General features: G+C 65.2%; 24 protein-coding genes and 1 pseudogene. 13 read left to right on the top strand and 12 right to left on the bottom strand.

Features of this window, described 5'->3' with window-relative positions; genetic code table 11:
* Positions 1-85: 85 nt before the first annotated feature.
* The 5 genes from IEX18_RS14385 to IEX18_RS14365 form a co-directional block, all read right to left on the bottom strand.
* Positions 86-2,737, bottom strand: coding sequence for an NAD-dependent epimerase/dehydratase family protein (locus IEX18_RS14385; protein WP_188659494.1), 2,652 nt, complete (start codon positions 2,735-2,737; stop codon positions 86-88).
* Positions 2,730-5,939 carry an efflux RND transporter permease subunit gene (locus tag IEX18_RS14380; RefSeq protein ID WP_188660025.1) on the bottom strand — a complete coding sequence of 1,070 codons (3,210 nt, stop codon included), beginning with the start codon at positions 5,937-5,939 and terminating at the stop codon, positions 2,730-2,732. Before IEX18_RS14380 ends, IEX18_RS14385 begins: the two co-directional genes overlap by 8 nt.
* Positions 5,936-7,414, bottom strand: a complete 1,479-nt coding sequence (locus IEX18_RS14375) for an efflux RND transporter periplasmic adaptor subunit (RefSeq protein WP_188659493.1) — start codon at positions 7,412-7,414, stop codon at positions 5,936-5,938. The genes IEX18_RS14380 and IEX18_RS14375 overlap by 4 nt, the downstream gene beginning before the upstream one ends.
* Entirely contained in the window at positions 7,411-8,667 is a 1,257-nt protein-coding gene (locus IEX18_RS14370) for a TolC family protein (protein ID WP_188659492.1), read from the bottom strand. The genes IEX18_RS14375 and IEX18_RS14370 overlap by 4 nt, the downstream gene beginning before the upstream one ends.
* Positions 8,668-9,161: 494 nt before the next feature.
* Complete coding sequence (locus IEX18_RS14365) at positions 9,162-9,554, bottom strand: hypothetical protein (protein WP_188659491.1); 393 nt, start codon at positions 9,552-9,554, stop codon at positions 9,162-9,164.
* A gap of 975 nt (positions 9,555-10,529) precedes the next feature.
* Between IEX18_RS14365 and IEX18_RS14360 the strand changes: the two genes are divergently transcribed.
* Positions 10,530-12,995 (top strand): heavy metal translocating P-type ATPase, encoded by a 2,466-nt coding sequence (locus IEX18_RS14360; protein WP_380941558.1) that lies wholly within the window; start codon positions 10,530-10,532, stop codon positions 12,993-12,995.
* Positions 12,992-13,366: pseudogene (locus IEX18_RS18640) on the top strand (MerR family transcriptional regulator); the annotation flags it as partial. The gene IEX18_RS14360 and the pseudogene IEX18_RS18640, both read left to right, overlap by 4 nt.
* Before the next feature lie 84 nt (positions 13,367-13,450).
* On the opposite strand, the gene IEX18_RS18635 reads toward IEX18_RS18640, so the two are convergent.
* Genes IEX18_RS18635 through IEX18_RS14350 form a run of 3 tightly spaced genes read right to left on the bottom strand, consistent with a single transcriptional unit; the run spans position 13,451 to position 14,341 of the window.
* Positions 13,451-13,675, bottom strand: a complete 225-nt coding sequence (locus tag IEX18_RS18635) for a Tn3 family transposase (protein ID WP_229664639.1) — start codon at positions 13,673-13,675, stop codon at positions 13,451-13,453.
* Positions 13,676-13,697: 22 nt separating this feature from the next.
* Positions 13,698-13,922 carry a GDCCVxC domain-containing (seleno)protein gene (locus IEX18_RS18815; protein ID WP_308419350.1) on the bottom strand — a complete coding sequence of 75 codons (225 nt, stop codon included), beginning with the start codon at positions 13,920-13,922 and terminating at the stop codon, positions 13,698-13,700.
* Positions 13,922-14,341 carry a mercuric transporter MerT family protein gene (locus tag IEX18_RS14350; RefSeq protein WP_229664607.1) on the bottom strand — a complete coding sequence of 140 codons (420 nt, stop codon included), beginning with the start codon at positions 14,339-14,341 and terminating at the stop codon, positions 13,922-13,924. Before IEX18_RS14350 ends, IEX18_RS18815 begins: the two co-directional genes overlap by 1 nt.
* A 58-nt stretch (positions 14,342-14,399) precedes the next feature.
* Here IEX18_RS14350 and IEX18_RS14345 point away from each other — a divergent pair, with 58 nt between their 5' ends.
* The 10 genes from IEX18_RS14345 (at position 14,400) to IEX18_RS14300 (ending at position 21,480) form a co-directional block, all read left to right on the top strand.
* Positions 14,400-14,804, top strand: a complete 405-nt coding sequence (locus IEX18_RS14345; protein WP_188659489.1) for a MerR family transcriptional regulator — start codon at positions 14,400-14,402, stop codon at positions 14,802-14,804.
* 680 nt (positions 14,805-15,484) lie between these two features.
* Positions 15,485-15,865, top strand: a complete 381-nt coding sequence (locus IEX18_RS14340) for a hypothetical protein (RefSeq protein WP_188659488.1) — start codon at positions 15,485-15,487, stop codon at positions 15,863-15,865.
* Positions 15,866-15,926: 61 nt separating this feature from the next.
* A complete protein-coding gene (locus IEX18_RS14335; protein WP_373284575.1) occupies positions 15,927-16,274 on the top strand; it encodes an ArsR/SmtB family transcription factor in 348 nt (115 codons plus the stop codon).
* Entirely contained in the window at positions 16,271-16,777 is a 507-nt protein-coding gene (locus IEX18_RS14330; protein ID WP_188659486.1) for an arsenate reductase ArsC, read from the top strand. The genes IEX18_RS14335 and IEX18_RS14330 overlap by 4 nt, the downstream gene beginning before the upstream one ends.
* 29 nt (positions 16,778-16,806) lie before the next feature.
* Complete coding sequence (gene arsC, locus IEX18_RS14325; RefSeq protein WP_188659485.1) at positions 16,807-17,247, top strand: arsenate reductase (glutaredoxin); 441 nt, start codon at positions 16,807-16,809, stop codon at positions 17,245-17,247.
* Positions 17,248-17,251: 4 nt separating this feature from the next.
* On the top strand, positions 17,252-18,331 hold the full coding sequence (arsB, locus tag IEX18_RS14320) for an ACR3 family arsenite efflux transporter (RefSeq protein ID WP_188659484.1): 1,080 nt from the start codon (positions 17,252-17,254) through the stop codon (positions 18,329-18,331).
* Positions 18,331-18,657: a YnfA family protein gene (locus IEX18_RS14315; protein WP_188659483.1), complete on the top strand. Its 327-nt coding sequence runs from the start codon at positions 18,331-18,333 to the stop codon at positions 18,655-18,657. The genes arsB and IEX18_RS14315 overlap by 1 nt, the downstream gene beginning before the upstream one ends.
* Positions 18,654-19,091, top strand: coding sequence for an arsenic resistance N-acetyltransferase ArsN2 (gene arsN2, locus IEX18_RS14310; protein ID WP_188659482.1), 438 nt, complete (start codon positions 18,654-18,656; stop codon positions 19,089-19,091). The genes IEX18_RS14315 and arsN2 overlap by 4 nt, the downstream gene beginning before the upstream one ends.
* Complete coding sequence (gene arsH, locus IEX18_RS14305; protein ID WP_188659481.1) at positions 19,091-19,846, top strand: arsenical resistance protein ArsH; 756 nt, start codon at positions 19,091-19,093, stop codon at positions 19,844-19,846. Before arsN2 ends, arsH begins: the two co-directional genes overlap by 1 nt.
* A 215-nt stretch (positions 19,847-20,061) precedes the next feature.
* Positions 20,062-21,480, top strand: coding sequence for an ISNCY family transposase (locus tag IEX18_RS14300; RefSeq protein ID WP_188659480.1), 1,419 nt, complete (start codon positions 20,062-20,064; stop codon positions 21,478-21,480).
* Positions 21,481-21,794: 314 nt separating this feature from the next.
* Here IEX18_RS14300 and IEX18_RS14295 read toward each other — a convergent pair whose 3' ends face one another.
* From IEX18_RS14295 to IEX18_RS14285, 3 genes are all read right to left on the bottom strand, one after another.
* Positions 21,795-23,180, bottom strand: coding sequence for an alginate export family protein (locus IEX18_RS14295; protein WP_188659479.1), 1,386 nt, complete (start codon positions 23,178-23,180; stop codon positions 21,795-21,797).
* Positions 23,181-23,292: 112 nt separating this feature from the next.
* On the bottom strand, positions 23,293-23,490 hold the full coding sequence (locus tag IEX18_RS14290) for a hypothetical protein (RefSeq protein WP_150426772.1): 198 nt from the start codon (positions 23,488-23,490) through the stop codon (positions 23,293-23,295).
* 51 nt (positions 23,491-23,541) lie between these two features.
* A complete protein-coding gene (locus tag IEX18_RS14285) occupies positions 23,542-24,843 on the bottom strand; it encodes an SLC13 family permease (protein ID WP_150426773.1) in 1,302 nt (433 codons plus the stop codon).
* Positions 24,844-24,958: 115 nt separating this feature from the next.
* On the opposite strand from IEX18_RS14285, the gene IEX18_RS14280 reads away from it, so the two are divergent.
* Positions 24,959-25,849: a hypothetical protein gene (locus tag IEX18_RS14280; RefSeq protein WP_188659478.1), complete on the top strand. Its 891-nt coding sequence runs from the start codon at positions 24,959-24,961 to the stop codon at positions 25,847-25,849.
* 23 nt (positions 25,850-25,872) lie between these two features.
* Here the strand turns inward: IEX18_RS14280 and IEX18_RS14275 are convergent, their stop codons facing one another.
* Positions 25,873-26,763, bottom strand: coding sequence for a serine hydrolase (locus IEX18_RS14275; protein ID WP_505988942.1), 891 nt, complete (start codon positions 26,761-26,763; stop codon positions 25,873-25,875).
* Positions 26,764-26,879: the final 116 nt, after the last annotated feature.

Raw genomic sequence — 26,879 nt, 5'->3', positions numbered from 1 at the left:
CCGCCTCCATGCGCAGTTGCTCAAACTGGATACGCGCGGCCCGTAGCGAGCCCGCATCCCGCGGCATAAGCCGATAGTCCTCGCCTCAAACGATATACCGGTTCCAGCTGGCGTACTGATCGCTGCTGCGCTTGCCGCGTCTCAGGTTCAACGCAATCAGTGCGGCACCTACGGCGATGCCGTTCAGCGTCGCGGCGTGGCTGGGAGCGGTCAGGACAATCGGGGCGGCGGCAATCCAAAGGCCCGCCACGATGTTGAGGACCCGAAGTCCGCGCGCAACCTCGGCCGTTGCGATGATCGATATCGTGATGACCAGCGCGCCGGCAACGTGATCGCTGTTGGCCAGCGCTCCGCTCGTCTGGAAGGTGAGGCGGGTCAGCATCAACGACGCGCCCAGAGCCATGCTCGCCGCCAATTGCCACGGCAGCGTGATGCCGCGCGTGGTATCTTTCCAGAAAGCGGCAGGGCTGGCGAGGGCGTCGGAATCGTCAACTCCACCCTTCTCGACGGCATCGCCGTGTAGAAACGTCGCGAGGAGTGGCTTGCCCTGGCAGCGCGCCCAGACCAGGAACTGTCCCATTGCGATGACTTCATCGAGCGCAAAGGGGATCATCACCAGCATGGCAAGGCCGGCGATCAGTGCCGGCGTGCTCCACGTGCCGATGACGATCGGCTGGATGATAATGAAATAGATGGATACGACCCCAAGGGGAATGACCAGAATGCCGAAGAACGCGACCATCCAGGGCATTGTCCGCCAGCGATCGCGTGTGCCCATCACCGCCATCAGGATCTCCAACGTATAGCTGACCGCTCCTAGACCGGCGTCTGGGATCGGCCATGCCTTCGAGACGCTCGAGGTGATGATCTCTTCGGTGCCGTTGCGAGGGTCGGTGAGCGAACCTTGGAAGAAGGGTTCCCAAACGCTGTCGATATGGCCGAGCTGGTACGCGGTCAGCATACGCGAGATTAACAATCCGATAAGGCCGAGGATCGCGATCGGAAGCCGTTGCGCATCGGTTGAGGGGCCATAGGTCCATCCCGGCGGGACCGACTTGGGGTCCATCATACCGGCCATGCTCATCCCCGGCATCATCGGCACGAGGACGGAGAAAGCGATGGCGAGGGTGCCGACAAGCAGGTCGTTCTGGTACTGCGCCGCGCTCGGGCTCCAGAAAAGTAGCGGTGCGAACAGCAGCCAGATGCCGACAAGGCACGCCGCCCACTGCCCGAACCATGCAGTTCGCTTCGAGAGCGACAGCGCACCGAACAGCGCCAACAGCGTACCGCTTACGATGTCGCTCGCCGTGAGCACACCAACCCTCCAATCGATCGGCGCCAGGCCGCGGTCGACCGTCACCGCTCGTACCGAGGCTGCCACCGCCTCGCTCGTTACGGCGTCGTAAATGAGCGGGCTCGCCGCAAGCCAAGCGCCCAGCCCGATGTTCGCGTAGTGAGCCCATCGCGTCTTGCGGCGATCCGCTTCCATTGAAGCCATATGACCGTCGCCCATCGAGCCCGTGTCGCGCATCGCCGGCATGTCGTGATTGTGACGATCATGGCTGTCTGCCTCGCTCCGAGGCCGGTTCTCGCCATCGGCGTCGTGCCCGCCGCGTTCTTGTGCATCGCTTCGAGCCTCAGGTTCCGGCCGCTGGCCATACCAAGCCACCAGCGAAGGGTTGAGCTTGTTCGCCGCATACCAGGCTTCAGGGTCTCGTTTGAGCGCCGCCACCATCTTCGGAAGTGCCGTGCGGAGCCGGTGCGCGGGCGCCCAGTCGAGAAGCTGTTGCGCGCGGCTGATGTTCAAAACGTAGTGATCGTTGCTCGCTTCGACCATCCACGGCTTAATGCCGCCGTCGTCGCCAAGGAGCTTGTCCTGCATCCAAGCGCCTGCCCTGGCGATCGGCTGCGGGATGCGGAGCGTCTCCCAGCGCTCTCCGTGCAGCGCACGACCGATGATGTTCTGCACCTCGGCGTAACCCAGAGCTTCCGGCTCGCCGATCAGGAGCGGCAGCTCCGGCGGCAGCGCCCTTCTGCGGTCAACCAGCCGTTCGACGGCATCCGTCAAATCGTCGATATGGACGAAAGACTGCCCTGCGCACAACATGCCGGGGTAAAGGTGGGCGGTAAGCCGGTGCTCATAGATTCTGGCGATCTGCTGGGCGAGGAAGGGTTGGTGCCCTTCGTCCTCATAAACACCGGCGATCCTCAGGAAGACGACCGGTATGTCTCCGTGCCGCTCGCGCAGCATTCCTTCGGTTCGCACCTTGGACGCGGGATAGGGCCAGCTTGGCTCGATCGGCGAGTTTTCATCGATGCGTTCGTCAGGTCTGTCGGTCGCCCGGTGGACGAGCATCGTGCTCGCGAAGATGAATTGCCCGACCTCGAAACTCTGCAACCCATCGATCAGCCGGCGTGTGCCCTCGACGGTGACCTTATCGTAGAGGGGATTGGGTTCGCCTGTCACATCGTAATAGGCCGCGAGGTGAACGACCGAGGCGATCCGGTTGCCGAACTGCTCGCGGACCGCCGCGAGTGCTGCGTCCACACCGTCGTCGGAGGCAAGATCGATATCGACGGCGGTCGCCGACGGAGGTGGTTCCGGCGGGCCCGCACGATCCAAGCCCACCACCTGGAAGCGTTCGCTCAACCGCTCGACCACCGCGGCGCCGATAAAGCCGCTCGCGCCCGTTACAAGGATCACCCCGATCTCATCGGCGTCATCGAAATTATGCATGGCCGTCCCCGATGCCGTTGGCTGGCTCTATTTGTATACGCGCCGGAGAGATCGATCCCTCGCCAACATCGCTCCTTTGCACGTCGAACACACGCTTTCTCCGGCGCAGCAGCAGGTATGAAGCGGGCAGGACGAACATCGACAACAGGGGCGCGGAGATCATGCCGCCCACCATCGGTGCCGCGATCCGGCTCATCACCTCCGAGCCTGCGCCATGACCGATCAGGATCGGCACGAGCCCGACGATGATCACGGCCACCGTCATGGCCTTGGGCCGCACCCTCAACAGTGCGCCTTCGCGAATGGCGGCCAAAACCTGCTCGCCGGTTGGCGCCTCATGTTCAGCGAGCGCGCCGCGGAGATATATCAGCATCACCACGCCGAACTCAGCCGACACGCCGGCGAGCGCGATGAACCCGACCGCCGTCGCGATCGACTGATTGAATCCGAGCAGGTAGAGCAGCCAGACGCCGCCTGTCAGCGCGAAGGGCAGCGTTCCCATGATCAGCGTCGCTTCGTCAAGACGCCGGAAAATCGCGTAGAGCAGCGCGAAAATGATGATGAGCGTTGCCGGAACGACGATCTTCAGCCGCTCAGCTGCACGCTGCATATACTCGAACTGCCCGGCATAGGCGATCGACACGCCGGGTGGCGCCTTCACCTGGGCGGCGACCGCCTTGCGGAGATCGTCGACGACCGAACCGACCGCGCGCCCGCGCACGTCGATATAGACCCAGGTTGAAAGCCGGCCATTCTCGGATTTCAGCATTGGCGGGCCGTCGGCGATCGCCAGCCTGGCCACCGAGCCGAGCGTGATCTGCTGGCCCGACGGCGTGAGGACCGGCAGCGCTTGCAGGTCCTCGACGCTGCTTCTGATACCGCGTGGGTAGCGGACGTTGATCGGATAGCGCGCCAGTCCCTCGACGGTGGTTCCGATCGTCTCGCCGCCGATCGCGCCCGAAACCATCGACTGCACATCGGCGATGTTGAGCCCGTAGCGGGCCGCGGCGGCCCGATCGATCTCGACATTGATGTAGCGACCGCCGGTGAGCCTCTCCGCGAAGGAGGAAGAGACGCCAGTTACGGACTTTGCCACCGTCTCGATCTGCCGAGCAACCTGGTCGAGCGCCTTCAGGTCCGAGCCCGAGACTTTCACGCCGATCGGGCTCTTGATCCCGGTCGCCAACATGTCGAGCCGGTTGCGGATGGGCGGCACCCAGACGTTGGTCAGCCCCGGCACGCGAACAATGCGGTCGAGTTCCGCGGTTAGTTTATTCGGCGTCATGCCCTTGCGCCACTGATCGCGAGGCTTGAACTGGATCGTGGTCTCGAACATCTCGATCGGGGCGGGGTCCGTCGCGGACTCGGCGCGACCGGCTTTGCCGAACACGGTCGCGACCTCCGGCACGGTCTTGATTAGCCGGTCGGTGCGTTGCAGCAGCTTCGATGCTTCGTCGACCGAGAGCCCGGGCAGGGCCGACGGCATGTACAGGAGGTCGCCCTCGTCCATCGCCGGGATGAACTCGCTGCCCAACTGGCTTATCGGCCATGCGGCGCTCAGCAACACCAGCAGCGCGATCCCCAATGTGGCCTTGGGCCGCGATAGCACCCAATCGAGCGCCGGCCGGTAGGCTCGGGTCAGCGCACGGTTGATGAAGTTGTCCTGCTCGGCGGGGATGCGGCCCCGAATGAGCCAACCCATCAGCACCGGCACCAAGGTGATCGAGAGAATTGCCGCCGCCGCCATCGCATAGGTCTTGGTGAACGCAAGCGGCGCGAACAGCCGTCCCTCCTGCGCCTCGAGCGTGAAGACAGGCATGAACGACAGCGCGATGATGAGGAGGCTCAGGAACAGCGAAGGCCCGACCTCCACCGCGGCTTGGGTGATGACGTTCCACCGCTCGCGGCCAGTCAGGCGCTCGCCTTCATGGCCATGCTCCCACTGCTCGATGCGCTTGTGCGCGTTCTCGATCATCACGATCGCGGCGTCGACCATCGCGCCGATCGCGATCGCGATTCCGCCGAGCGACATGATGTTGGCGTTCAGCCCCTGCGCGCGCATCACGATGAGCGCGGCGAACACGCCCAGCGGCAATGTGAGGATCGCCACCAGCGCTGAGCGCACGTGCCAGAGGAAGAGGCCGCACACGAGCGCCACGACGATGAACTCCTCGACCAGCTTGCCGCTGACATTCTCGACGGCACGATCGATCAATTGCGACCGATCGTAGGTCGGCACGATCTCGACGCCCGGCGGCAGGCTTGCCCTCAAGTTGCGCAATTTCGCCTTGACCGCCTCGATTGTCGCTTGCGCGTTCTTGCCGGAGCGCAGGACGATGACGCCGCCCGCGACCTCTCCCTGGCCGTTGAGTTCGGCAACGCCGCGCCGGATCTCCGGCCCGAGCTGGATGGTGGCGACGTCGCCCAATGTCACCGGCACGCCGCCGGCGGCCGTTCTGAGCGGGATGGCGCGGAAATCGTCGAGCGAGCCGAGGTAGCCGCTCGCGCGAACCATGTATTCCGCGCCCGCCATTTCGACGACCGATCCACCCGCCTCCTGGTTGGCGCGCCGGATCGCCTCGACCGCCTGCTGGTAGGTTATGCCGAAGCCCGCAAGCCTGACGGGGTCGAGCTGGACCTGATACTGCTTGACCATGCCGCCGATGCTGGCGACCTCGGCGACGCCGGGAACGGTCTTCAGCTCGAAGCGGAGGAACCAGTCCTGGAGCGAGCGCAGTTCGGCAAGATCGTGCCGCCCCGTTCGATCGACGAGCGCATATTCGTAGATCCAGCCGACGCCGGTCGCGTCGGGTCCTAGGGCGCTCTTCGCACCGTCGGGCAAGCTCGCCTGCGCCTGGTTGAGATATTCGAGCACGCGCGAGCGCGCCCAGTAGAGATCGGTGCCGTCCTCGAACAGGATGTAGACATAGCTGTCGCCGAAGAAGGAATAGCCGCGCACGGTGCGTGCGCCCGGCACGGACAACATGGTCGTCGCGATCGGATAGGTGACCTGGTCCTCGACGATCTGCGGTGCCTGGCCCGGATAGGTGGTGCGGACGATCACCTGCACGTCGGATAAGTCAGGCAGCGCATCGACCGGGGTGGCCCGCATCGCGAACACCCCGGCGATGACGAGCAGCGCGGCCCCGATCAGTACGAGGAAGCGGTTGGCGACTGACCAGCGAATGATCCGCGCGATCATCGTTCGGAACTCCGCGTAATCGTGCGCAGCACCGGACCTTGCGCCTCCTGATCGAAGGAGAAGGTGACTTCGTCGCCTTTCTTGAACCCCCGCAGCATGGCGGGATAGGAGACGCGGAAGGTCATGGTCATCGCCGGCCATTTCAGCGCCGGCACCGCCTGGTGCTGAAGCGTTACGCTTCCGGCCGTGATCGTTTGGATCGTTCCGGTGGTCCGGTATCTGCCTTGCCGCCCGTCCGATTTGTCCGGGGTCATCGCGCTGGCTTGATCGATCGGTCTCGCTTCGACGCCGGCGAGGTTGGCCTCGGAGTCGATCAGGAACTGGCCCGATTCAACGACCTTCTCGCCGTCGGCGAGGCCGGCGAGAATCTCGGTCTGACCGCCGGCGCTGCGGCCGGCGCGCACTTCGGCGGGACGGTAACGACCGTTCGGAAGCGCCAGCATGACAAGCGTCCGGGTGCCGGTGCGGATGACCGCTTCGCTCGGCACGAGCAGCGCGGATTGCTGCTGTGCGTTGAAGGAGACGTTGGCGAACATGCCGGGCCGCAGCCTGCCGCCCCGGTTCGGGATTTCGATACGGGCCGTCAGCGTGCGGCTCGCGACGTCCGCCTGCGGCAGGATCGCGGTGACCTTGCCGGTCAGCGTTTCTCCCGGAAAGGCGGTCAGGGTCACCTCGGCCGCTGTGCCGAGCTTTATTTGACCGGCCATCGTCTCAGGAACGGCGGCGTTCACCCAGACGGTGCCGAGCCCGTTGACTTCGGCGAGCGTCTGTCCCGCCGCCAACGTCATGCCCTGTCGCACGTTCAACGTCTTCACCGCACCCCCGACGGGGGTCCGGATGGTCGTGACGTTGCGCACCCGTCCGCTCCGGCTTACCGCCGCGACCGCGCCCGGGTCCATGCCGAGAAGGACGAGCCGCTCGCGTGCGGCCCGCGCCAGTTCGGGGTTGCCGCTGCGCTGGAGCGCCAGCAGTTCCTGCTGGGCGCCGCCCCATTCGGGAACGAGCACGTCAGCGATCGGCGCGCCGGCGCGCACGATGTCATTGGGGGCCAGACCGTAGACGCGTTGGACGAAGCCGCCGGCGCGCGCCTGCACGATGGCGATGTTCCGTTCGTTGTAGTCGACGGTGCCGGTGGCGACGAGGCCACCCGGCAGGCTGCCGAGTTTCGCCTCGACGATCCGGGCGCCGAGATTCTGAACGGCGCCGGGGTCGATCGACACGCCGGGCGCAACAGCGCCGCCCTCGTCGGCATATTTGGGGATGAGCTTCATCCCCATCGACGACAGACCGGGGCCGTCGTGGTGCTCGGCCGGGACCATCGGATCATACCAGTAGAGGATCTTGCGCTCGCCCGTCGCCGAGGCGGACGCTTCGTCAGCGGGACGTGTCGCGAGATACCCGCCAGCGCCCGCGGCGAGCACGGCGGCGGCGATGCCGGCGCCGATGACGGCGCGGCGCTTCTTGTTCGGGGTCATTGCGGTGTGTTCCCGTAGGTCAGGTTGATCCGGATGCCGTCGCGCACGACCATGGCTTCGCGGTCGAGCTCGTCGATCTCGGCGTCGGCGACCGCGACGGTCATCCCCAGTGCGGTGCCGAGATCGACCCGGCCGGCGGCGTAGCTTGCCTGGTCTAGCTTGGCGCGTTCCACTGCGAGCGGCACGAGCACGTCCTTGGCGCGCTTGTATCGTTCATGGTGGGCACGATGCTCCGCGAGATCGCCCAGCAGCTTGGCGCGCAGCTCCCGCTCGGCGCCAGCTCGCGCGAGCCGCGCAGCGTTGGCCTGCTCGGCGCGCGCAGCAATGATGGGGTCTTGTCGGTGCTTGGCGAAGAGCGGCAGCCCGATCGACACCCCGACCGACACCATATCGGAGAAGCTCGGCTCGCGATTGCCGTAGCTCAAGCTCACCGAAAAGTCGGGCCGCTTTTCGGCGCGTGCGAGGCGGACGTCGGCGTCGGCCTGGGCCGTCGCGGCGTCCAGCGCTTGCAGCTCGGGCAGGCCGTCGATCTGCGCCACAAGACGATCGGGATCGATGGTCCACTCGGGCGGGGCGCCGGTCGCACTTGGATCCGGGTCCCCGGTCCACCGGCCAAGCTCGGCTTTCGCCCTTGCGATCTCGACGGCGAGCTCGTCGCGGCGATCGGCCACATTGGCTTTGAGCTGCTTGGGTTCGAGACCCTGCGAGGGCCTGGCGCTGCCGGAGGTCACCCGCGCCGCGACCGTTCCCGCTATGTCGTCGATGCTCCGGTCAAGCAGGTCCAGGATGGCAAGGCGTCGCTCCGCGAAATAGAGATCGACCCAGGCCAGCGCCGTCATCGTCCGGACGTCCTTGGCCGTCACCGCCGCGGCCGTCTGTGCGGCGGCGATGTCCGCCTGGGCTCTGCCAAGCCGCGCATGGCGCTTAGCGAGATTGGGGATATCCTGGGTGACCCCGACCGAGCGCATCGTCATGAAGTCGCGCGTGAGCGAGAAGGCCTCGTCGCGCGTGACCGGCACGTTCTGCAGCGCGAGATCGAGCTTGGGATCGGGCAGAGCATCGGCCGCGTCCGCGGCAGATCGCGCAGCGCGAAGCTGCGCATTGCGACCCGCCAGCCCGGGTTCGCTCGCCCTTGCCTTTTCAAGAGCTTGCTGGAGCGTCAAAGGCTGTGCCGTCGCCGGTTGTGCAACGAGGACTAACATGGCGCCTGTGGCGGCGTGGAGTCTCCCGATTCTCATGACGCGTAGTCGCATTCAGGTATTCCTGTTCTTGAGCCGCTGGCGCGCCCCGCGCTCGCTGTAGATGCGGCGATGCAACGACGTGAGGTCGTGCGGACGTGCGATCGGCTTGACCGGTTCGCGGAAGCAGGAGCCTTGATACCGGCGGGACAAGTCCCGCCGGTACGGTGCTACAATCCGCGCGCGCTCACGACCTGGGTGGGGGAGGGCACGGGCTAGCCGAATCGAGCGGTCTCGCTCCCGGCTGGCTGACGGTCGAGGGAGCGTTCGCCGATTCAACCCAAACGCGCCGGGGTGCCGTCAGCGGCGCACGGGGTCCAGGCTGTAGGGTCGAACGCCATTCGAAATGCCCGGGGGCAGCCTGCGCATTTGCGGCGGTCGAGGTAACGCTAGCGGCGACAATGGCGACAAGCGCGCCAACTACGTGACGAGAAAACATGATTCGTATCCTTGATCTGAGCGAGGCGTCTTCGGGCCTCGGACCGGGCACGAAAGACGGATTTCGGGCGTCAGATCAGGATGCTGGGTGGTTCCGGCAACGGCCCATAGGAGCGACCGTAAAGCCGGGCAGCCGAAGTCGGCGCATGAAGCGGTCGATACAGGCGGGGTTTGCCCGTAGTAATCAAATCGGGCTCGAGCGCCGCAGGAGGCATGCAGCCCATCTGTGCGATGCACTGAGGCGTCATGCCCTTGCAAGGCGCTTTTTCATGCGATCCCGCCTCAGGCATTTCCGAACAGTTCATCTCCGTCACGGCGGCCATGGGCGGAGCTGTAATGCTCAATGGCGCCATGGCCATCGCCGTCGATTGGCCCGAAAGGCCCAACGCCGCTAAAGCGATCAGGAAAAGGCTGAACAGTCGCACCACAAGGTGTAGTTTGCGGCCAACAATCCGAAAAGTCAAGTCGCGCCTTGCCCGATGCCTTTCGTTACCGCTGGGTTGACAAGCTCCACGGCGATCAAACCCAGACCCAACGAATGTAGGTCGTCAGGGCTGTACAAAGCAGCGGCAAGACAGCCATCGGGCGGCTCGTCAGTAGCCGTTTGGATGCTTTTTTGAACATCGCCCCTCGCGACCGCAAACCCGAACAGCGTCAGGGGAAAATGCCCTATATCGTGGCAATCACTGGGCCAAGCACCTCGGCCGCTGCGGAGGCGGACCCCGAACTGGTTCGGAGCAATAGGAGACGGACGAGTGTGATAGGATGCTATCAGGAGCGTGCGAGGATTGGTGGCGGCATGCATTCGAGGCTTTTGTTTGAGTGCATCTGTCAGCTTGTTCGCCGGCTCGCGGCGGATGCTGCGTATAAATAGGCAAATGAATCGCTCTTATCCGGGTGCACCATCCCGAACACCACTTTCTTAATGATATCGGTATGTTCAAGAGCGTACAGCTGCCACGTGTCCATGATATTCAGCGGTGGGCCTCATTCTATGGATTCGAATATTTATTAGCGCCCGGCTATTGCCGACCTCGCCGTCATTGGCGACTGACCTGATCCCGGGGATCGCGCCATTGCCGCTTAGCATGTCGTGCATGAACAGTGCCTGGACTTTGGGAAGGAAGAAACCGAAACCGTCGCGGCCGCGTAGTAGTAGGGACTGGCTCGCGCGATTGGGCCTTGACCCGGACACGGTGTCAGACCCCACATGCCTTCGGGGCGAAGGAGACATTGCGATGAATGACCCGCGCGCTCGCTCCCAAAGCACCGGTTGCGGCTGCTCCGGCAAGCGCACGCCCGATCCAGTCGCCGCCGATCGCGCCAGCTCGTTAGCGTCCTCATGCTGCTCGGGAAGGGCCAAGGCCGAACCGGTTCCGGTCGAGGATCACGCCGCGGCGCATGGCTGCTGCTCGGGAGGCAAGGCCGGGGACGCTGCGGTGACGGTCAAAGACCCGGTATGTGGGATGACGGTCGATCCGGCGAAAACGACGCACCACGCCGAGCATGACGGACACGCCTACCATTTTTGCAGCGCTGGATGCCGGACCAAGTTCACCGTCGATCCCGACGCCTATTTAGGCGGGCACGTCGGGCATCATCACGGCGACGCTGCGGCGCCGGTGACAGACCCGGTGTGCGGCATAACGGTCGACCCCGCGACGACGCCGCACCATGCCGAGTACGCGGGTAATTCCTATCATTTCTGTAGCGCGGGGTGCCGATCGAAGTTCATCGGCAATCCGGACGCCTATCTGAGCGATAAGCCGCGTCCCGAGCCGATGGCGACGCCAGGGGCGATGTGGACGTGCCCCATGCACCCGCAAATCCGCCAGGAAGGGCCGGGAACCTGCCCGATCTGCGGCATGGCGCTCGAACCGGAAGAACCGTCGCTCGATGATGCGCCCAACCCTGAGATGATCGATTTCACGCGCCGCCTGTGGGTGGCCGGCGTGCTCACGATCCCGCTGCTCGTCGTCTCGATGTTCGCTGAAATGCTGGGGCTCCACGTCGTCAGCCCCGCGGCTTCGCCCTGGGTCCAGCTCGCGCTCACCGCGCCGATCGTACTGTGGGCGGGATGGCCGTTCTTCGTCAGGGGGTGGAACTCGATCCGCACGCGCCACCTCAATATGTTCACGCTGATCGCGATCGGGGTGGGGGCGGCGTTCCTATACAGCCTGGTCGCGACGGTCGCGCCGGGGATCTTCCCCGCCACCTTCCGCGCGCATGGCGGAATGGTGCCGGTCTATTATGAGGCGGCCGGCGTCGTGGTGACGCTGGTGCTGCTCGGGCAAGTGCTGGAGCTGCGCGCGCGAGCCGCGACGGGGCGTGCAATCCGCGCGCTCATGGACCTCGCGCCGAAAACCGCGCGCCGGCTGAGGGCTGACGGCTCAGAGGAAGAGGTTTCGCTGGCCGATGTGGCCTTGGGCGATCGGCTGCGCGTCCGCCCTGGCGAAGCGCTGCCGGTCGACGGCGTGGTGGTCGAGGGCCGCTCCTCGGTCGATGAATCCATGCTCACCGGGGAGCCCGCGCCGGTCCTTAAGGAAGATGGCGCGTCGGTCACGGGGGGCACGGTGAACGGCACGGGAAGCTTGGTCATGGAAGCCCGCGCGGTCGGTTCCGACACGATGCTCGCGCGCATCGTCCGCATGGTCGCGGAAGCGCAGCGCAGCCGCGCGCCTATTCAAGCGGTCGCCGATCGCGTCTCGGGCTGGTTCGTGCCGCTGGTGGTGGTGATCTCGGCCGTCACCTTCGTTGTGTGGATGCTGGTCGGGCCGGAACCTCGCTTGGGCCATGCCCTCCTCAATGCAATCGCGGTGCTCGTGATCGCCTGCCCCTGCGCGCTCGGGCTCGCCACGCCCATGTCGATCATGGTGGGGACGGGCCGCGGCGCGCATGCCGGCGTGCTGGTCAAGAATGCGGAAGCTTTACAGGCTTTCGAGAAGGTCGATACGCTGGTCATCGACAAGACGGGCACGCTCACCGAAGGCAAGCCCAAGCTGGTCGCGGTCGAGGCGGTCAACGGCACCGATGAAAGCGAGCTGCTGGCCCTCGCAGCCGCGGTCGAGGCACAATCGGAACACCCGCTCGCGCACGCGATCGTCACCGGCGCGAGCGATAGGGGGGTGCAGCTCGGCCGGGTCGAGGACTTCGCCTCGCAAACCGGTCTGGGTGTCAGCGCCAGCGTGAACGGCCGCCAGATCGTGATCGGCAACGCCGCGCAGATGCGACGGGTCGGGGTCGATCCCGCGCCGATCGAAGCCTCGGCCGATCGTCGCCGGCGCGAAGGGGCCGGCGTCATGCTGGTGGCGGTCGACGGCACGCTCGCCGGTCTGCTCGCGGTAGCCGATCCGGTGCGGTCCACCGCGCGCGACGCCATTGCGACGCTCCGGCGCGAAAAGCTGCGCGTCGTCATGCTCACCGGCGACAACGCGACGACGGCTGATGCGGTCGCGCGCGCCGTGGGGGGCTTGGACGATGTTCGCGCCGATCTGCGGCCAGAGGACAAGGCCCGGATCGTGGCGGAGCTGAAAGCGAAGGGCGTCGGGGTCGCTATGGCCGGCGACGGGATCAACGATGCCCCGGCGCTCGCCGCTGCCGACGTGGGCCTGGCGATGGGCACGGGAACGGACGTGGCGATCGAAAGCGCTGGCATGACGCTCACCCGCGGCGACCTGTCGGCGATCGTTCGCGCTCGGAAGCTGACGCACGCGACCATGCGGAACATCCGTCAAAATCTGTTCTTCTCATTCCTGTTCAACGGCATCGGCGTCCCGGTCGCGGCCGGGGTGCTCTACCCGGTTGCGGGTATCCTGCTCTCACCGATGCTGGCGGGCGCGGCGATGGCGCTTTCGTCGTTCACCGTGGTCCTCAACGCGCTTCGGCTAAATGCGGTGAAGCTATGAACATCGGGGCGGTCTCGAACGCGAGCGGCGTATCGCAACGCATGATCCGACATTACGAGAAGATCGGGCTCGTGCCGCCGCCGGCCCGGCGCGGGAACTACCGCGATTATAGCGACACCGATGTTCACGGGCTGCATTTCATCGCCAACGCGCGCGACCTTGGGCTCCCGATCGAATGTACTCGCGCGTTGCTCGGTCTTTGATCGGATCGCGAGCGGTCGAGCGCCGAAGTGAAGGCGCTTGCGGAAACGCGGGCCGTCGAACTGGGCCGTAAGGTTCGCGCGCTCGATGCGGTGCGCCGCTCGCTGCTCGAGTTGGCGAGGGCCTGCCACGGCGACGATCGGCCCAATCGCTTGATTATCGAACGCTTGGAAGCCGATGGTGGCCGTCCGTATAATCATCTTCATAGTCGGTTCGACACCGCAAGCGACGAGAGCTGGCGCGAAAACGTTACGCTAAGCCCGGCGATCGGTCGATATGGTGCAAAGCGGCCTAAAACGTCCGAGCGGCTTCTCGCTCTTCCTCCAGAGAGAATCGCCGATCAGTTCAGCATGGTTCCAACGAAGAAGGGCCACGCGGGCAAGCAGCTCGTCGGGTAAAGCGACGTCCAGAGGCCGCAGGTGCCGGACGGCCCGGTGGAGATCAACGGTGTTACATAGCGCGACCGCTGCCGTGACCAGATCATCCCGGAGGTACCGCGCCTCAACGCGTGCAGCAGCTCGCGTCCGAACCGGCTTCTCGGGCGTCTTGTATCGGCGGGCAAGGAACGTCGGCGTAGGAACAAAATACGCAGCAGTCGCCAGTCAGCGGCCGCAGCACCGCCGCACAATGCCGGCAGTCATAGAAGAACTGGCAGGCGTTGGTGGGCATCGTCTCGGTCGCGACCCCGCCGCACTTGGGGCAGGTCAGAGTGGAGATGAGCAGCATTAGGAAAGCGCCTTTATCAGGGGCGCTTCGAGGCGGTCCCATACCAACGCGATCAGGGCTAGAGCCGTGCCGATCGAGAGCACGATCGCTGTTGTACTGGAGGGTAGCGGCAACGTGCAGGACCGGTCCGCAGCACAAGCCCTTCGGCGCCGTGCATAGGCCCACCATCCGGCACCCAGGCCGAGGAGCGAGAGCACCGTTAGCGGCCAGCGCAGCGGCATCAGCGCGGTGAAGCTGCTGGACAGGCCCGCTCCTACACCGAGCGCCGCGAGAGCGAGCGGCAGGATGCAGCAGGATGCGGCGGCTAGGACCGCGCCGAAACCTGCCAGCGCGCCGAAGGTAGACAACCCTGCATCGGCGCGACGTGGCGGCGGCGGTGCGTTCGAGGTCCCGTGCAGAATAATTCGTTCGTTCATCATTCGTCTCCGGCCGAATACCCGCTATGCCACCTGTAGCGGCTACAGGAGCAAGCGGAATATGGGCATTGCGATCGGCGAGCTATCGCGCCGGACCGGCGTGAACATCGAGACGATCCGCTACTTCGAGCGCGTCGGCGTTCTCGAAAAACCGCCCCGCACGAGCGGCGGGCGGCGGATTTACGGAGCCGACCACGTTCGCGCCCTTCAGTTTATCCGTCGCGCGCGCGAGCTTGGTTTCAACCCGGCCGAGGTGCGCGCGATCCTGTCACTTGGCGGGCCGGCGCAGGCGTCATGCAGTGATGTTCGCCAGATTGCGGCTTTCCACTTGGAGCGGGTTCGCGGCAAGATGGCGGACCTGGCGCAGCTCGAAAGCCTGCTTGCCATTACCATCGATCGTTGCGAGGGTGACGGAACGGTGAGTTGCGCCGTGATCGACTTGCTTGACCAACACGCGACTGCATAGGTTTCGAAATCGGCCGGGACTGTTGAAAAGCAGCCGACACGTCGGCCTCACCCCTGTGTCCCACTCCCGGACGTGAAGGAGCGGCGCCATGACGGGCACGGCCTGCGGGAGCGGCCGTACTGACCCTCCTGCTTTGGCGCCACCGGATCACGCTGCCTCGCGTTCGCTCCCGACAAATGCCGGTAGAAGGTAGAGCGCCTGACCTGCAGCAGATTCGCGACCTTGGCCGGACTGACTACGGCGACGAGCAGCTTGCGTGCGGTTTCGAGGATGTCTGGCGTCATTGCGATTTGACGGTCGCCACCGGGCCGCCCTTGGCGCAAGCCGCCTCGAGGCCGGTGCTGATCCGCTTATTGAACTTGCCCGCTGGACAGATCGGCGATGGCTTCGTCAGGAACGCGGTGTTGGAAGACCTTCACGGCCGGGGTGGGTGAAAACATGGCCTCATTTGCGGAGAGGGGCAAATTAGTCATCCTGACACGCTTGCGCCGCTCTCATCCGGCGATCCCACTTCCCGATCTAACGCGGCACGGGATTAGCGCCGACCGCCTTTTTCAACAGCCCCGATCCGTTTTGACCCTCTTGCAGGATAGCATCCCCTTCTCAATCTCGCCGTTTCTGGTATCGTGGAAACGAGGAAGCGAGTCGCGTTCTGCGCTCGTAGGTCAGGGGATACCGCAATGAAAAGCTGGATTGCCGCTGCGACGATCGTGCTGACTGCTGTGCCCGCGCTGGCGCAATGGACACCGACCGACGATGTGATGATCGTGGAAGCGAAGGGCGATGGTGCTTGGGCTGTCACCTGCCAACTCCAGGACCGCAAGGGCGCAACCGTCTCCAGGGAGGTGAGGGGCGGCAAGAAGGGATGGCAGCGCCTCACGCAACTCGACGCACGCGGCGGTCAATGTTCCTATCAGGCTGCGCCCGATCGTCCCCTGACGATCAGGATGCGCGGCGGGCTCTACGCTTGCCCTCTGCCGACCGTGAGCAAGGGCTGGTGCGAACAAGCCGTCGCGGCAGGCGGGTCGGGGCAGTTCGATATAAAGCGCCGCGATCTCTGATGCCCGCGATGTTCCTGCCGTTGGTCGGCTGCGACGTTTCCGCTACAGGCGAATGATGGAAATGAAGCAAGCCGTCACCGCCCTGTCCGCGCTCGCCCATGAGGGGCGGCTGTCGGTGTTTCGCATGCTGGTTCAGGCCGGCCGCGAGGGCATCGCAGCCGGGGAGATTGCGCGCCGCCTCGACACGCCGCCCAACACCCTGTCGGCCAACCTCACGATCCTTTCGCACGCCGGTCTGATCGAGAACCGGCGGGAAGGCCGCTCGGTGATCTACTCGGCCCGCTACGGACATATGACCGAGCTGCTCGAATATCTGATGAAGGACTGCTGCGGCGGCCATCCCGAGGTCTGCGCGGCGCTCGCCGACGTCGTGCTGCGGAGCCGCTGCGATCTGGAAGGCACCGCATGACTGGCCCGATCAACGTGCTGGTGCTCTGCACCGGCAACTCCGCCCGCTCGATCCTGGGCGAAGTGATCGTGAACCGATTGGGAGAGGGGCGCTTTCGCGGCTTCTCGGCCGGCTCGTTCCCCAAGGGCGAGGTCCATCCGGGCGCGCTGCGGCTGCTCGCGCGCTACCGCTATCCGACCGAGGGCTTGCGTTCCAAAAGCTGGGACGAGTTCGCCGGGCCGGACGCGCCGCAACTCGATGTGACGATCACCGTTTGCGACAATGCGGCTGGCGAGGTCTGCCCGGTGTGGCCCGGCCGTCCGGCGACGGCGCATTGGGGCTTGCCCGATCCGGCCGCTGTCACTGGCGACGACGCGGCCGTGGATCGCGCCTTCGAGGCGACCCACGACGCGCTTGAACGTCGGATCGCGCGCCTGGTCGAGCTGCCCGTGCGCGAGCTGGACGCGCCGGAGCTGCGCCGTCGCCTGCAAGCCATTCACGAAGAAGCGGACGCGCCGGCCTGATCCGTCGCGCGCAAAGAAAGGCTGGAACCGTGGACGCCGAAGTCGTCATCTACCACAACCCGGACTGCGGCACGTCGCGCAACACGCTGGGCCTGATCCGCAACGCCGGTATCGAGCCGGTCGTGATCGAGTATCTGAAAACGCCGCCCGCGCGAGAAAAGCTCGCGTCGCTGATCGCATCGGCGGGCCTCGCCCCGCGCGACGCGCTGCGCCGGAAAGGCACGATCTACGAGGGTCTGGCGGACGAAGACCCCGTGTTCGGCGACGACGCGCTTCTCGACGCGATGATGAAGCATTTGATCCTCATCAACTGGCCGTTCGTCGAAACCCCGCTGGGCGTGCGCCTCTGCCGCCCCTCGGAAGTCGTCCTAGACATTCTGCCGCGCCCCCAGCTCGGGGCGTTCGCCAAGGAAGATGGCGAGCGGGTCGTGGATGAACACGGCGCGCGCGTCGCCGACCGCGAAAGATAAGCCCATGTCCACCGTCGCCCCCGTCGCCGGCCCCGCGCCGGCGCGCCCCGGCATCGGCACGTTCGAGCGGTATCTGTCCGTTTGGGTGGCGCTCTGCATCGTCGCCGGCATCGGGCTGGGGTCGCTGATGCCCGGCGTGTTCGCCACGATCGCCGCGGCCGAGGTCGCGCGGGTCAACCTGGTCGTCGCCGTGCTGATCTGGCTGATGATTATCCCGATGCTGCTCAAGATCGACTTCGGCTCGCTCGGTAGCGTGCGCCAGCATTGGAAAGGGGTGGGCGTCACGCTGTTCATCAACTGGGCGGTCAAGCCGTTCTCGATGGCGGCGCTCGGCACCTTTTTCATCGGCTGGCTGTTCGCGCCGTTGCTGCCGGCCGGGCAAGGCCCGTCCTACATTGCCGGGCTGATCCTGCTCGCCGCCGCGCCCTGCACGGCGATGGTGTTCGTGTGGTCGAACCTTTGCGACGGCGAGCCTACCTATACTCTGTCGCAAGTCGCGCTGAACGACGTGCTGATGGTGTTCCTGTTCACGCCGCTCGTCGCGCTGCTGCTCGGCGTCGCGGCGATCACGGTGCCGTGGGACACGCTGCTGATCTCGGTCGCCCTCTACATCGTCGTGCCGGTGATCGTCGCGCAGGTGATCCGGCGCGGGCTGCTGGCGAGCGGGGGGCAACCCGCGCTCGACCGGCTGCTCGCACGCCTTGGGCCGGTGTCGTTGGTGGCGCTCTTGGCGACGCTGGTGCTGCTGTTCGGATTCCAGGGCGAACAGATACTGGCCCGCCCGCTGGTGATCGCGCTGCTCGCCGTGCCCATCCTCATCCAAGTCTATTTCAACGCCGGCCTCGCCTATTGGCTGTCGCGCCGGTTCGGGGTCGCATGGTGCGTCGCCGCCCCAGCCGCGCTGATCGGCGCGTCCAACTTCTTCGAGCTGGCGGTCGCCGCCGCGATCTCGCTGTTCGGCCTCAACTCGGGCGCGGCGCTGGCGACGGTGGTGGGCGTGCTGGTCGAGGTGCCGGTGATGCTCTCGGTCGTCTCGATCGTGAAGCGGTCGCGGGGGTGGTACGAGCGGGGTGCTGCCGCCTGATGCTGACGGCGCTGGTCTATGTGGGGGCCGCGCTCGCCGAGATAGCGGGCTGCTTCGCCTTCTGGGCGTGGCTGCGGCTCGGCAAGTCGCCAGTATGGCTGGGGCCGGGCATCGCGTCGCTGATCCTGTTCGCTTGGCTGCTCACGCGGGTCGATGCCGCTGCGGCCGGTCGCGCCTATGCCGCTTATGGCGGCATCTACATCTGCGCTTCGCTGCTGTGGCTGTGGGCGGTCGAGGGGGTACGGCCTGATCGTTGGGATTTGGGCGGTGCCGCACTCTGCCTTGTCGGCACCTGCGTCATTCTGCTCGGGCCGCGCGCCGCATGACGGGATTGCGCGTCCACCGGCTCGATGCAAACGACATGGGCGAGCTGCGCAACGCGCTCGCCGCCTCGGACCTGCCCGTCGCCGATCTGGCCGAACCCGGCCGCGCCTTCTTCCGGTTTGATGACGGCGCGGGCCTGGTCGGCTATGGCGGACTCGAAGGCGAAGGAGCCGATCGCCTGCTCCGCTCGGTCGTGGTCGTCGCCGATCGGCGCGGCGACGGGCTCGGCCGCGCCATGCTGACCGCGCTCGAAGCCCGCGCGCGGGAGCTGGGCGTTGCCCGCCTTAACCTCCTCACCAACACGGCCGCGCCGTTCTTCGCCGCCAATGGCTACGCCGCGGCCGACCGCGCCGCGGCTCCTGCGTCGGTCGCCAGCTCGCGCGAGTTCACCGCGCTCTGTCCCGCCTCGGCCGCCTATCTCGTGAAAGCCCTCTGATGCCGCTGCGCCAGCTTCCCGATCCCGACAGCCTGCCCGCGCTCGATCGGCGCTATGCGATCGACCGCCCCGCCCTCGGCCTGGGCGCGGGTGATCCCCCGCCTCGTATCCTGCTGCTCTACGGGAGCCTGCGCGAGCGGTCGTTCTCGCGGCTGTGTGTCGAGGAAGCGGCGCGGCTGTTGCAATTCTTCGGGTGCGAGACGCGCATCTATGATCCCTCGGCGCTGCCGCTGCCCGATCAGGTCGCCGGCGACGATCATCCCGCCGTCCACGAACTGCGTGAGCTGTCGATGTGGTCGGAAGGGCATGTGTGGTGTTCGCCGGAACGCCACGGGCAAGTCACCGGCATCATGAAAACGCAAATCGACCATCTGCCGCTCTCGATGGGCGGGATGTGCCCGACGCAAGGCCGCACGCTCGCCGTCATGCAGGTGTCGGCCGGGTCGCAGTCGTTCAACAGCGTCAACACGTTGCGCGTCCTCGGCCGCTGGATGCGAATGTTCACGATCCCGAACCAGTCGAGCGTCGCCAAGGCGTTCAACGAGTTCGATGAAGCCGGGCGCATGAAGCCGTCCAGCTATTACGATCGGATCGTGGACGTGATGGAGGAGCTGGTGCGGTTCACGGTGCTGCTGCGCCCCCATGCCGGCCAGCTCGTGGATCGCTATTCGGAGCGGAAGGAAGCGAACCGGCCTGTCGATCCCGCCGTTGATCTATCGGCCATTGCGCTGGGCCAAGGCTGCGCTCGCCAATAGGGCAGGCCGGTCATTGCCCCGCTCCCGGCTCTGCCGACATCGAGCCAGATCGAGCAAAACAGGCTCGTATTTTACATAATCTATGTTATCGGACCGGGAGCGCGTAAGCGCTAAGTACAAATGGCACCAGCCCGCTAGATAGAAATGGCACTCTGCGGTGCTCTCAGCGGGTCGCCGGTGTCATAGCCGTTCTCGGCAACGAGGACGCGCATTGTATGACGGTGCTGGCGATGAGTTCTGCTGAGATCACCCGGTTCGACACGCTGATGCGGCTCGACCGTGGCGAGATCCGGGTCGCGGACGCGATGGAGCTGCTCGGCCTTGCGAGGCGGCAGGTGTACCGGTTGCTGGGCCGCCTGCGACAGGACGGCGCTAGCGGCCTGGTGTCGCGCAAGCGAGGACGCCCGAGCAACCGACGCTACAGCGACGCCTTCCGCGCCGAGGTGGTCACGCTGGTGCGCGAGCACTACGCCGACTTCGGACCGACGCTGGCGCGCGAGTACCTCGCCGAGCGCCACGGCATCGGCCTGTCGTGCGAGACCCTGCGGCGCATCATGCTGGAGGCCGGGCTGTGGCAGGACCGTGCAGCAAAGCGCCCTCGCCCGTACCAGCCGCGCTACCGGCGCGACTGCCGCGGCGAGCTCGTCCAGGTTGACGGCTCCAAGCACTGGTGGTTCGAGGGCCGCGGTCCACAATGCACGCTGCTGGTGTTCATCGACGACGCTACGAGCGAATTGATGCACCTCGAGATGGTCGAGAGCGAGAGCACCTTCTCGTACATGCGCGCGACGAGGACCTATCTCGAGCGGCACGGCAAGCCGGTGGCCTTCTACACCGACAAGCACAGCGCCTTTCGCAACAACACGGCCTCGGCGAAGGGTGACGGCATGACCCACCTCGGGCGTGCGCTGGACCGGCTCAACATCGAGCTGATCTGCGCAAACTCGCCGCAGGCGAAGGGACGCGTCGAGCGGGTCAATGCGACGCTGCAGGACCGTCTGGTCAAGGCGATGCGGCTACAGCGCATCTCCACCATCGACCAAGCCAACGCCTTCCTCCCCTCCTACATGGCGCAGCACAATCGACGGTTCGCCAAGGCGCCGTTCGACCCGCGCGACCTTCACCGGCCGCTTGCCATCCATGAAGACCTGGAAGCGGAGCTGGTCTGGCGCGAGCAGCGCACCGTCACCGGTGCCCTCACCTTGCACTACAACAAGGCCATGTTCATCCTCGAGCCCTCCCCTGCGTCGCAGGCGCTCGCGCGGAAGAAGGTCGACGTGTGCGAGTACCCGGATGGCCGGCTCGAGATCCAGCACGAGGGCACGGTCCTGCCCTATCGCATGTTCGACAAGATGCGCCGGGTGAACCAGGCCGCCGTGGTCGACAACAAGCATCTCGACGCGGCGCTGGCGCTCGCCCGCGTGATACAGCAAGCTCAGCCACACCATGCCAAGCGCAACAACAACGAGCCGGCGCGCACCGCGCAGCCCGTCGGACCGTTCAAGGCGCCCTCCCCGGCTTCATCCGCCCAGAAGCTCGACCGTCGTACGCTCGGCAACGGCAGGCTCAAGCGTGGGCCGCGTCTCTCCAACGAGGACCTGGTTGCGCGGGGCCTTAGTGAGTACGCTCGCTAGCGTCCGGAACCGCCCAAATTTAGACGCTCAGGCAGGCAACCTGTTTTCCCGAAATCCGCCATTGGTTCAGCCCGACCATTCCCGTTTCCCCATCCTCGAATGCCAATTTCGGGAAAGAGCAATTGGGAACATATTTCGGGAAAGCCGATGCCTCTGACGCCTCTCGGCATGGTGAGAAAGGCTACTTTCCCGCTACGGGTTCGTTTTTGGGAAGCCATCTGGCTGGAGTTTCGCCATCTACGCAATGACGTTATGTCTCCTTGAGCCGACCCGTTTGATGAGGTCTTCGCCGAGCTCAGACGAAGATCAGTGCATCAGAAAGACACCATCACCGTGGCATATCCATAGTTCACGTCACGAGGGTCCGGTGCGTTCGGCGCATTGCGTAGGAAGCGCCCTTTGAACAGGCGAGCATAGCCGAGATCGACTACGACCACGTCTGGTACCAGATCGTATTCGAACTGTATTTGCATTTGTTGCCCGGCGTCGCGCCCGGCGCGTCCGGTCGCGTCTCGAACATCGCTGTTACTGAAGCGGTCAACCGCGCTGGCGAGGCGGAGCAAGCGGTAGTCGCTCATTATCGACAGGCCGCCCGCCGGTGATGCATTCAGGCGGACGCCAGGAGAAAGCATGTTCGATCGATCAGCCGCGCCAAACAATTCGGTCGGGCCGAACTCGAACCGACGGGCGCCGTACAGCGTATCGAACCGACCGATCCGTCCTTCCCGCCGATTGCCCGTATAAAAATCGAAGAAGGCGGTCAGTTCGGGTTTCCACCCGCCCGCGAAGCGATAGCCGAGATCGCCGTGGAAGCCATAGGCTTCGACTGGAACAACCAGCTTGCCGCTGTCCGGACTGCCGTCGCGCCCGCGTCCGTACTGCGCCATTGCCTCGACCTCGAACGTCATGCCGTTATCGGGTCGGGCAAGCAACCGCACCCCTGGCGTGAACAGTCGTCGGTCGCTGCGATCCGCCTGACTCTCACCGCGTTCGATCAGGCCATAGGCATAGGTTTCGAGCCGCGTCGTGTCACCGATCGGCACGCGATTGAACACGCCGAACAGCTGAAGGTCGGTATTCTCGCGATCCCATTGCGGTCGGTTGCGCCGGATGGCGGTGGTCCCGGTCGGCAGCCGAACTGTCGGCATGGTCCAGAAGGCGACGAATTCGCGACCATCCTCACCTTCTCGCGTCAGCCGCACGCCGGTGAACGATGTTACCGAGGTACGGAATCCCTGTCGTGCGACGAGCCGTTCTGATCCCAGCTGCATCGTCATCCGACCGGCCTTCAGATAGCTGGTAGTGCCAGCTCCGAATGTCTCGCCAAGGTCGCCCTGCGCATAATATTGCGAAAACTCGAGAGCGTTGACCACGTCGGTGCCGACCGACGATCCACACCGTTGAAAATAAGCGCGCGCGTCGTGAAACTCGGCTCCGACGCGAACCGGACCACTGTCATATTCCGCGAACAAGGTTGTCCGTAGCGCCAGCACTTGGTCACGGTTCACGGCGTCTTCGCGAAACTGACCGTCGATCGCCTCGAAGCGGGCGCGGATACTGCCGGACAAATGCCAGTCGTCTGGCGCGCCCATCGCTTCGTGCAGCAGGCCGTCACTCGTGATCTGTGCAACGGCTATCGACGGCGTGAGCGCGGCTAGTCCAGCCAGTACCTGAAAAATAGTGTTGCCTGATACGGGCACGACTGCTCCCTTTGATCGTCAATGTGGAACCCGCGTTCGTGCAAAATCCCAACCTGCCGCTCTAGCTGAATTGTCGTATGCCTTGATCGATCCCGTCCACGGCCGACCAATGTCAGGGGCGACGTTGCTCCTCGTGATATTCCTGCAAGACCTCCTTCACGTCGCGGCGATCCTCGGGCGACACGGTTTCGGGACGCTTGCTGTCCGCTGGTCGTCCGGTGAGGCACAGACGGGCGTGGACCGGCAGGTGGTCGGAGCCGACATCCTCCAGCACCGCAAGGTCGCGGACGAGATAGACGAGAATGCGCATGGCAGGATTTTAGGGTGGCGCGGTCGATCGACGATCGGGCCGCAGCATCGTTCAGAACGGAAAGAAGACCGGGATTGCCATGATCGCAACGGCGAACGTGATGAGGTTCAGGGGCAAGCCGACCTTCACGAAATCCATGTATCGATACCCGCCCATCTGGTAGACGATGACGTTGGTCTGATAGCCGAACGGCGTCGCGAATGCGGCGCTGCCCGCCATCATCACCGCGACCAGGAACGGCCGCGGACTGACGCCGAGACTCTCCGCCAGCGCGACCGCGATCGGGGTGACCAGCACTGCGACCGTCGCGTTCGACAACAACTCGGTCAGCACCATCGTCACGCCGTACAGGACGATCAGCGCCGTCAGCGGTCCGAACTCCTGCATCGACCCCACCAGCGCCCCGGTAGCTGTCGCAGCCAGACCGCTTTGCTCCATCGCCAGCCCAATGACGACCATGCCTGCGATCAGGATCAGGATCTGCGGCCGCAACCCGCCATAAGCCTCGTCAGCGGTGATGACGCGCAGCAGGATCAGCAGCACGGCGCCGGCAAAGGCCGATGCGGCAATTGGCGCGATGCCGGCCGCAGCCACCGCGACAGTGCCGACGAACACAGCAAACGCGATTGCCGCCTTGGCCGGTTGGAAGACGCGCTGTTCGGCGAACAGCGTTGGATCGCCGACCTGCGCGTTCGGCACGTCGACGTCGCGGCGGTCCGGAACCGGACTGTCATCAGCGATGCTGCCGCGCATCAGCTTGCCGCTGAACAGGAACAGGTAGATTGCCCCCGCCAACGCGATCGGCAGACCTACGGGAGTGATCTCGAAAATGCCGAAGCGCGGTTGCCCGGCGTTGCGGGCCATGTCGTCGACCAGCAGGTTGGTCGAAGTTCCGATCAGGGTGCAGCAGCCGGTCAGCACCGTGATGTACGACAACGGCATCAGATAGCGTTTGGGTGGCAGTTTCAGAGCGGTCGCGACATCGCGGACGACCGGCGCGCCCAGCACGACGATCGGTGTGCTGTTCAGGAAACAGGAAGCGACCCCGATCGCGCCGAGCATCAGCCAGATGCCCGCGGATCCCAGTCGCTTGCACATCTTGACCGCGGCTTCGATTGCCCGGTCGAGCAGCCCTGATAGTTCGAGCGCGTAGGCGATCACGAACAGCGAGGCGAGCGCGATGATCGCCGGGCTGGCGAAAGCGCTCTGGACATCGATCGGCCGCACGACCCCGGCAATTAACAGGACGGCCGCACCGCTCAGCGCAACAACATCCGAGCGCATCTTATCCCAGATCAGTGCCGCAACCACTGCCACCAATACGAACAGGGTCAGGACCTGATCGAAGGTCACGCCGGTATTGTCCAAGAGGAAGGAACGCCGGGATCAACCGGCACTTCCAGGATTATGTCGGCGGAAGTCATGGCCTTGGGTAGGCGAATTTGGCTGTCTTTGCTATCGATGCCGTATGAACGAGCCAACCTTGCGGAAAAGTCGGCTCGCCCTGGCGGGCGGTTTGGTGATTGCCTTGGCAGTCGGCGGGACCGGGTTCCTGATTGGACGTGGCACATCACCACGGGAGGTCGAACCCTCCGCTGCTCCGGTCACAACCGCACCTGTCGCTGCTCAACCAACGCCATCGCTGCCCGACCCTCGCGATCTCGTCAAAACGCGCGCTGACCTGATCGCGCTGGCATCGCAGGCATCGGATGCGCTTGCATCGGGCCAGCCCCTGCCAGAGGGGGTCGCCGATCTGGCGGGACAACGGTTTGAATTGCGGCTCCCCTTCGGCTGTCGCGGACCGTCCGAGGCGGGCAGCGATAGCCCGATGCGCTGGCGATACGATGCAGACGCAAAGGCGCTGCGAGTGCATGTCTCTCCCGTCGTCTGGAGCAGCGACGGACTGCGTGCGTCGGAGGACGGATCGGCCAGCGATGTGGTAGCGGAGGGTTTCTGGATCCCCCGTCCGTGGACAGCCAGCGAAGCCTGTCCGCCTTCGCAGGACAGTGTCGCGCCTACGGGAGCCGATGCAGTTACCCCGCCCGGACAGGCCTTGGCGGTCGCCCAGTTTTCCGGTGGCGCAGGACAACGGCTGCGGGACGGAAAGCCATATGAAACTGTGGTACGCGCTGCCGCGGACGAGGTGCCTGACGGTCAGGGATTACGGCTTCGCTTGCGCGGGCGGATCGGCGAAACAGCGGACGGAACGCCCGTTTCGTGCCGACAGCCCGCCGGTCCCGAACAGCGCCCGATCTGCATTATCGCAGTTACGCTGAACGATGTGGCGATCGACAACCCGCGAACCGGCAAGTCGCTGGCGACTTGGACTGCCGATCGCGCGGGCCTGGCTGATCGATAGGCCGGCCTACACAGCGTAAAGGATTAGCGGCTAGTCGAGGCAATCACGGCCCGCGTCACGTTGCCCATAAGGCGCATCCGCACGGGGATAGGTTGGCGTGTACTCGCGATCATCACGGCGAGCGCATAACGGTGCCCGTCCGGCGCAACGAGCAGTCCGACGTCATTATAGCCGGTCGAGAGATTGCCGAGGTCCTGCCCGGTGCCGGTTTTATGGGCGAGCGTCCAACCGGGGCGAAGGCCGGACTTCAGGCGTAGCGGACCGGTCTTGCTGGATCGCATCAGCGTCAGCAGCGACGCGGTGGATTGCGGGCTCAACAGTTTGCCCTGTGCCAGCAACGATAGCCCGAGCGTCACGCCGTTTGCCGAAGCGCCGTCCAGCGGTGCCGCGAGGTATCGGCGCAGCGCCTTGTTGCGCGCTTCGGATGTCATCGCGGCTCGTGCTTGCAGGAAGCCCCATCCCCCGGCCCATTCGGGTCGCCACTCCAGTCCAGCGGTACGGGCCTGCAATTGCCGCTCGCCGGGACCGAAGCGGACACCGCCAATCCCCTTGTCGCCAAGCAGTCGATTGATGATGGCGGGACCGCCGATGCGCCACAAGAGTACGTCGCTGGCGGTGTTGTCGCTGCGCGCCATGGCACCATGGAGCAAGTCGGCGATGGTGGTCTTGTAGCCGGTCTTGCCGACCAGCGTCCGGATCGGTTGGTGGAAGACGGTCAGATCGGCGCGGGTGACTGTCACCGGATCGGTCAGCGACAATCGCTGTCGATCAACTGCATCCATGACCCCGATCGCGACCCATAATTTGCTGACGCTCTGTTGGGGGCGCGGGATGTCGCCTTCCCATGCGGCAACCCAACCTTCGTCGATGTCGCGGACGCTGATGCCCACTTGGCCGTTGAAGCCTGCTCCCAGCGCCTGGATGGTATTGAGCTGTCAACGGCGGAGCAAAATCCGGCCACGGTGGCGGTGTAAAAGTAGGCCAGCGGTCGAGGCGTGATGACGACATGGAAAGGGCCCCGATCGGGGCC

It is taken from the genome of Sphingomonas metalli, assembly GCF_014641735.1.
Classification (GTDB): Bacteria; Pseudomonadota; Alphaproteobacteria; order Sphingomonadales; family Sphingomonadaceae; genus Sphingomonas; species Sphingomonas metalli.
This window is presented reverse-complemented; position numbering and strand designations above follow the sequence as displayed.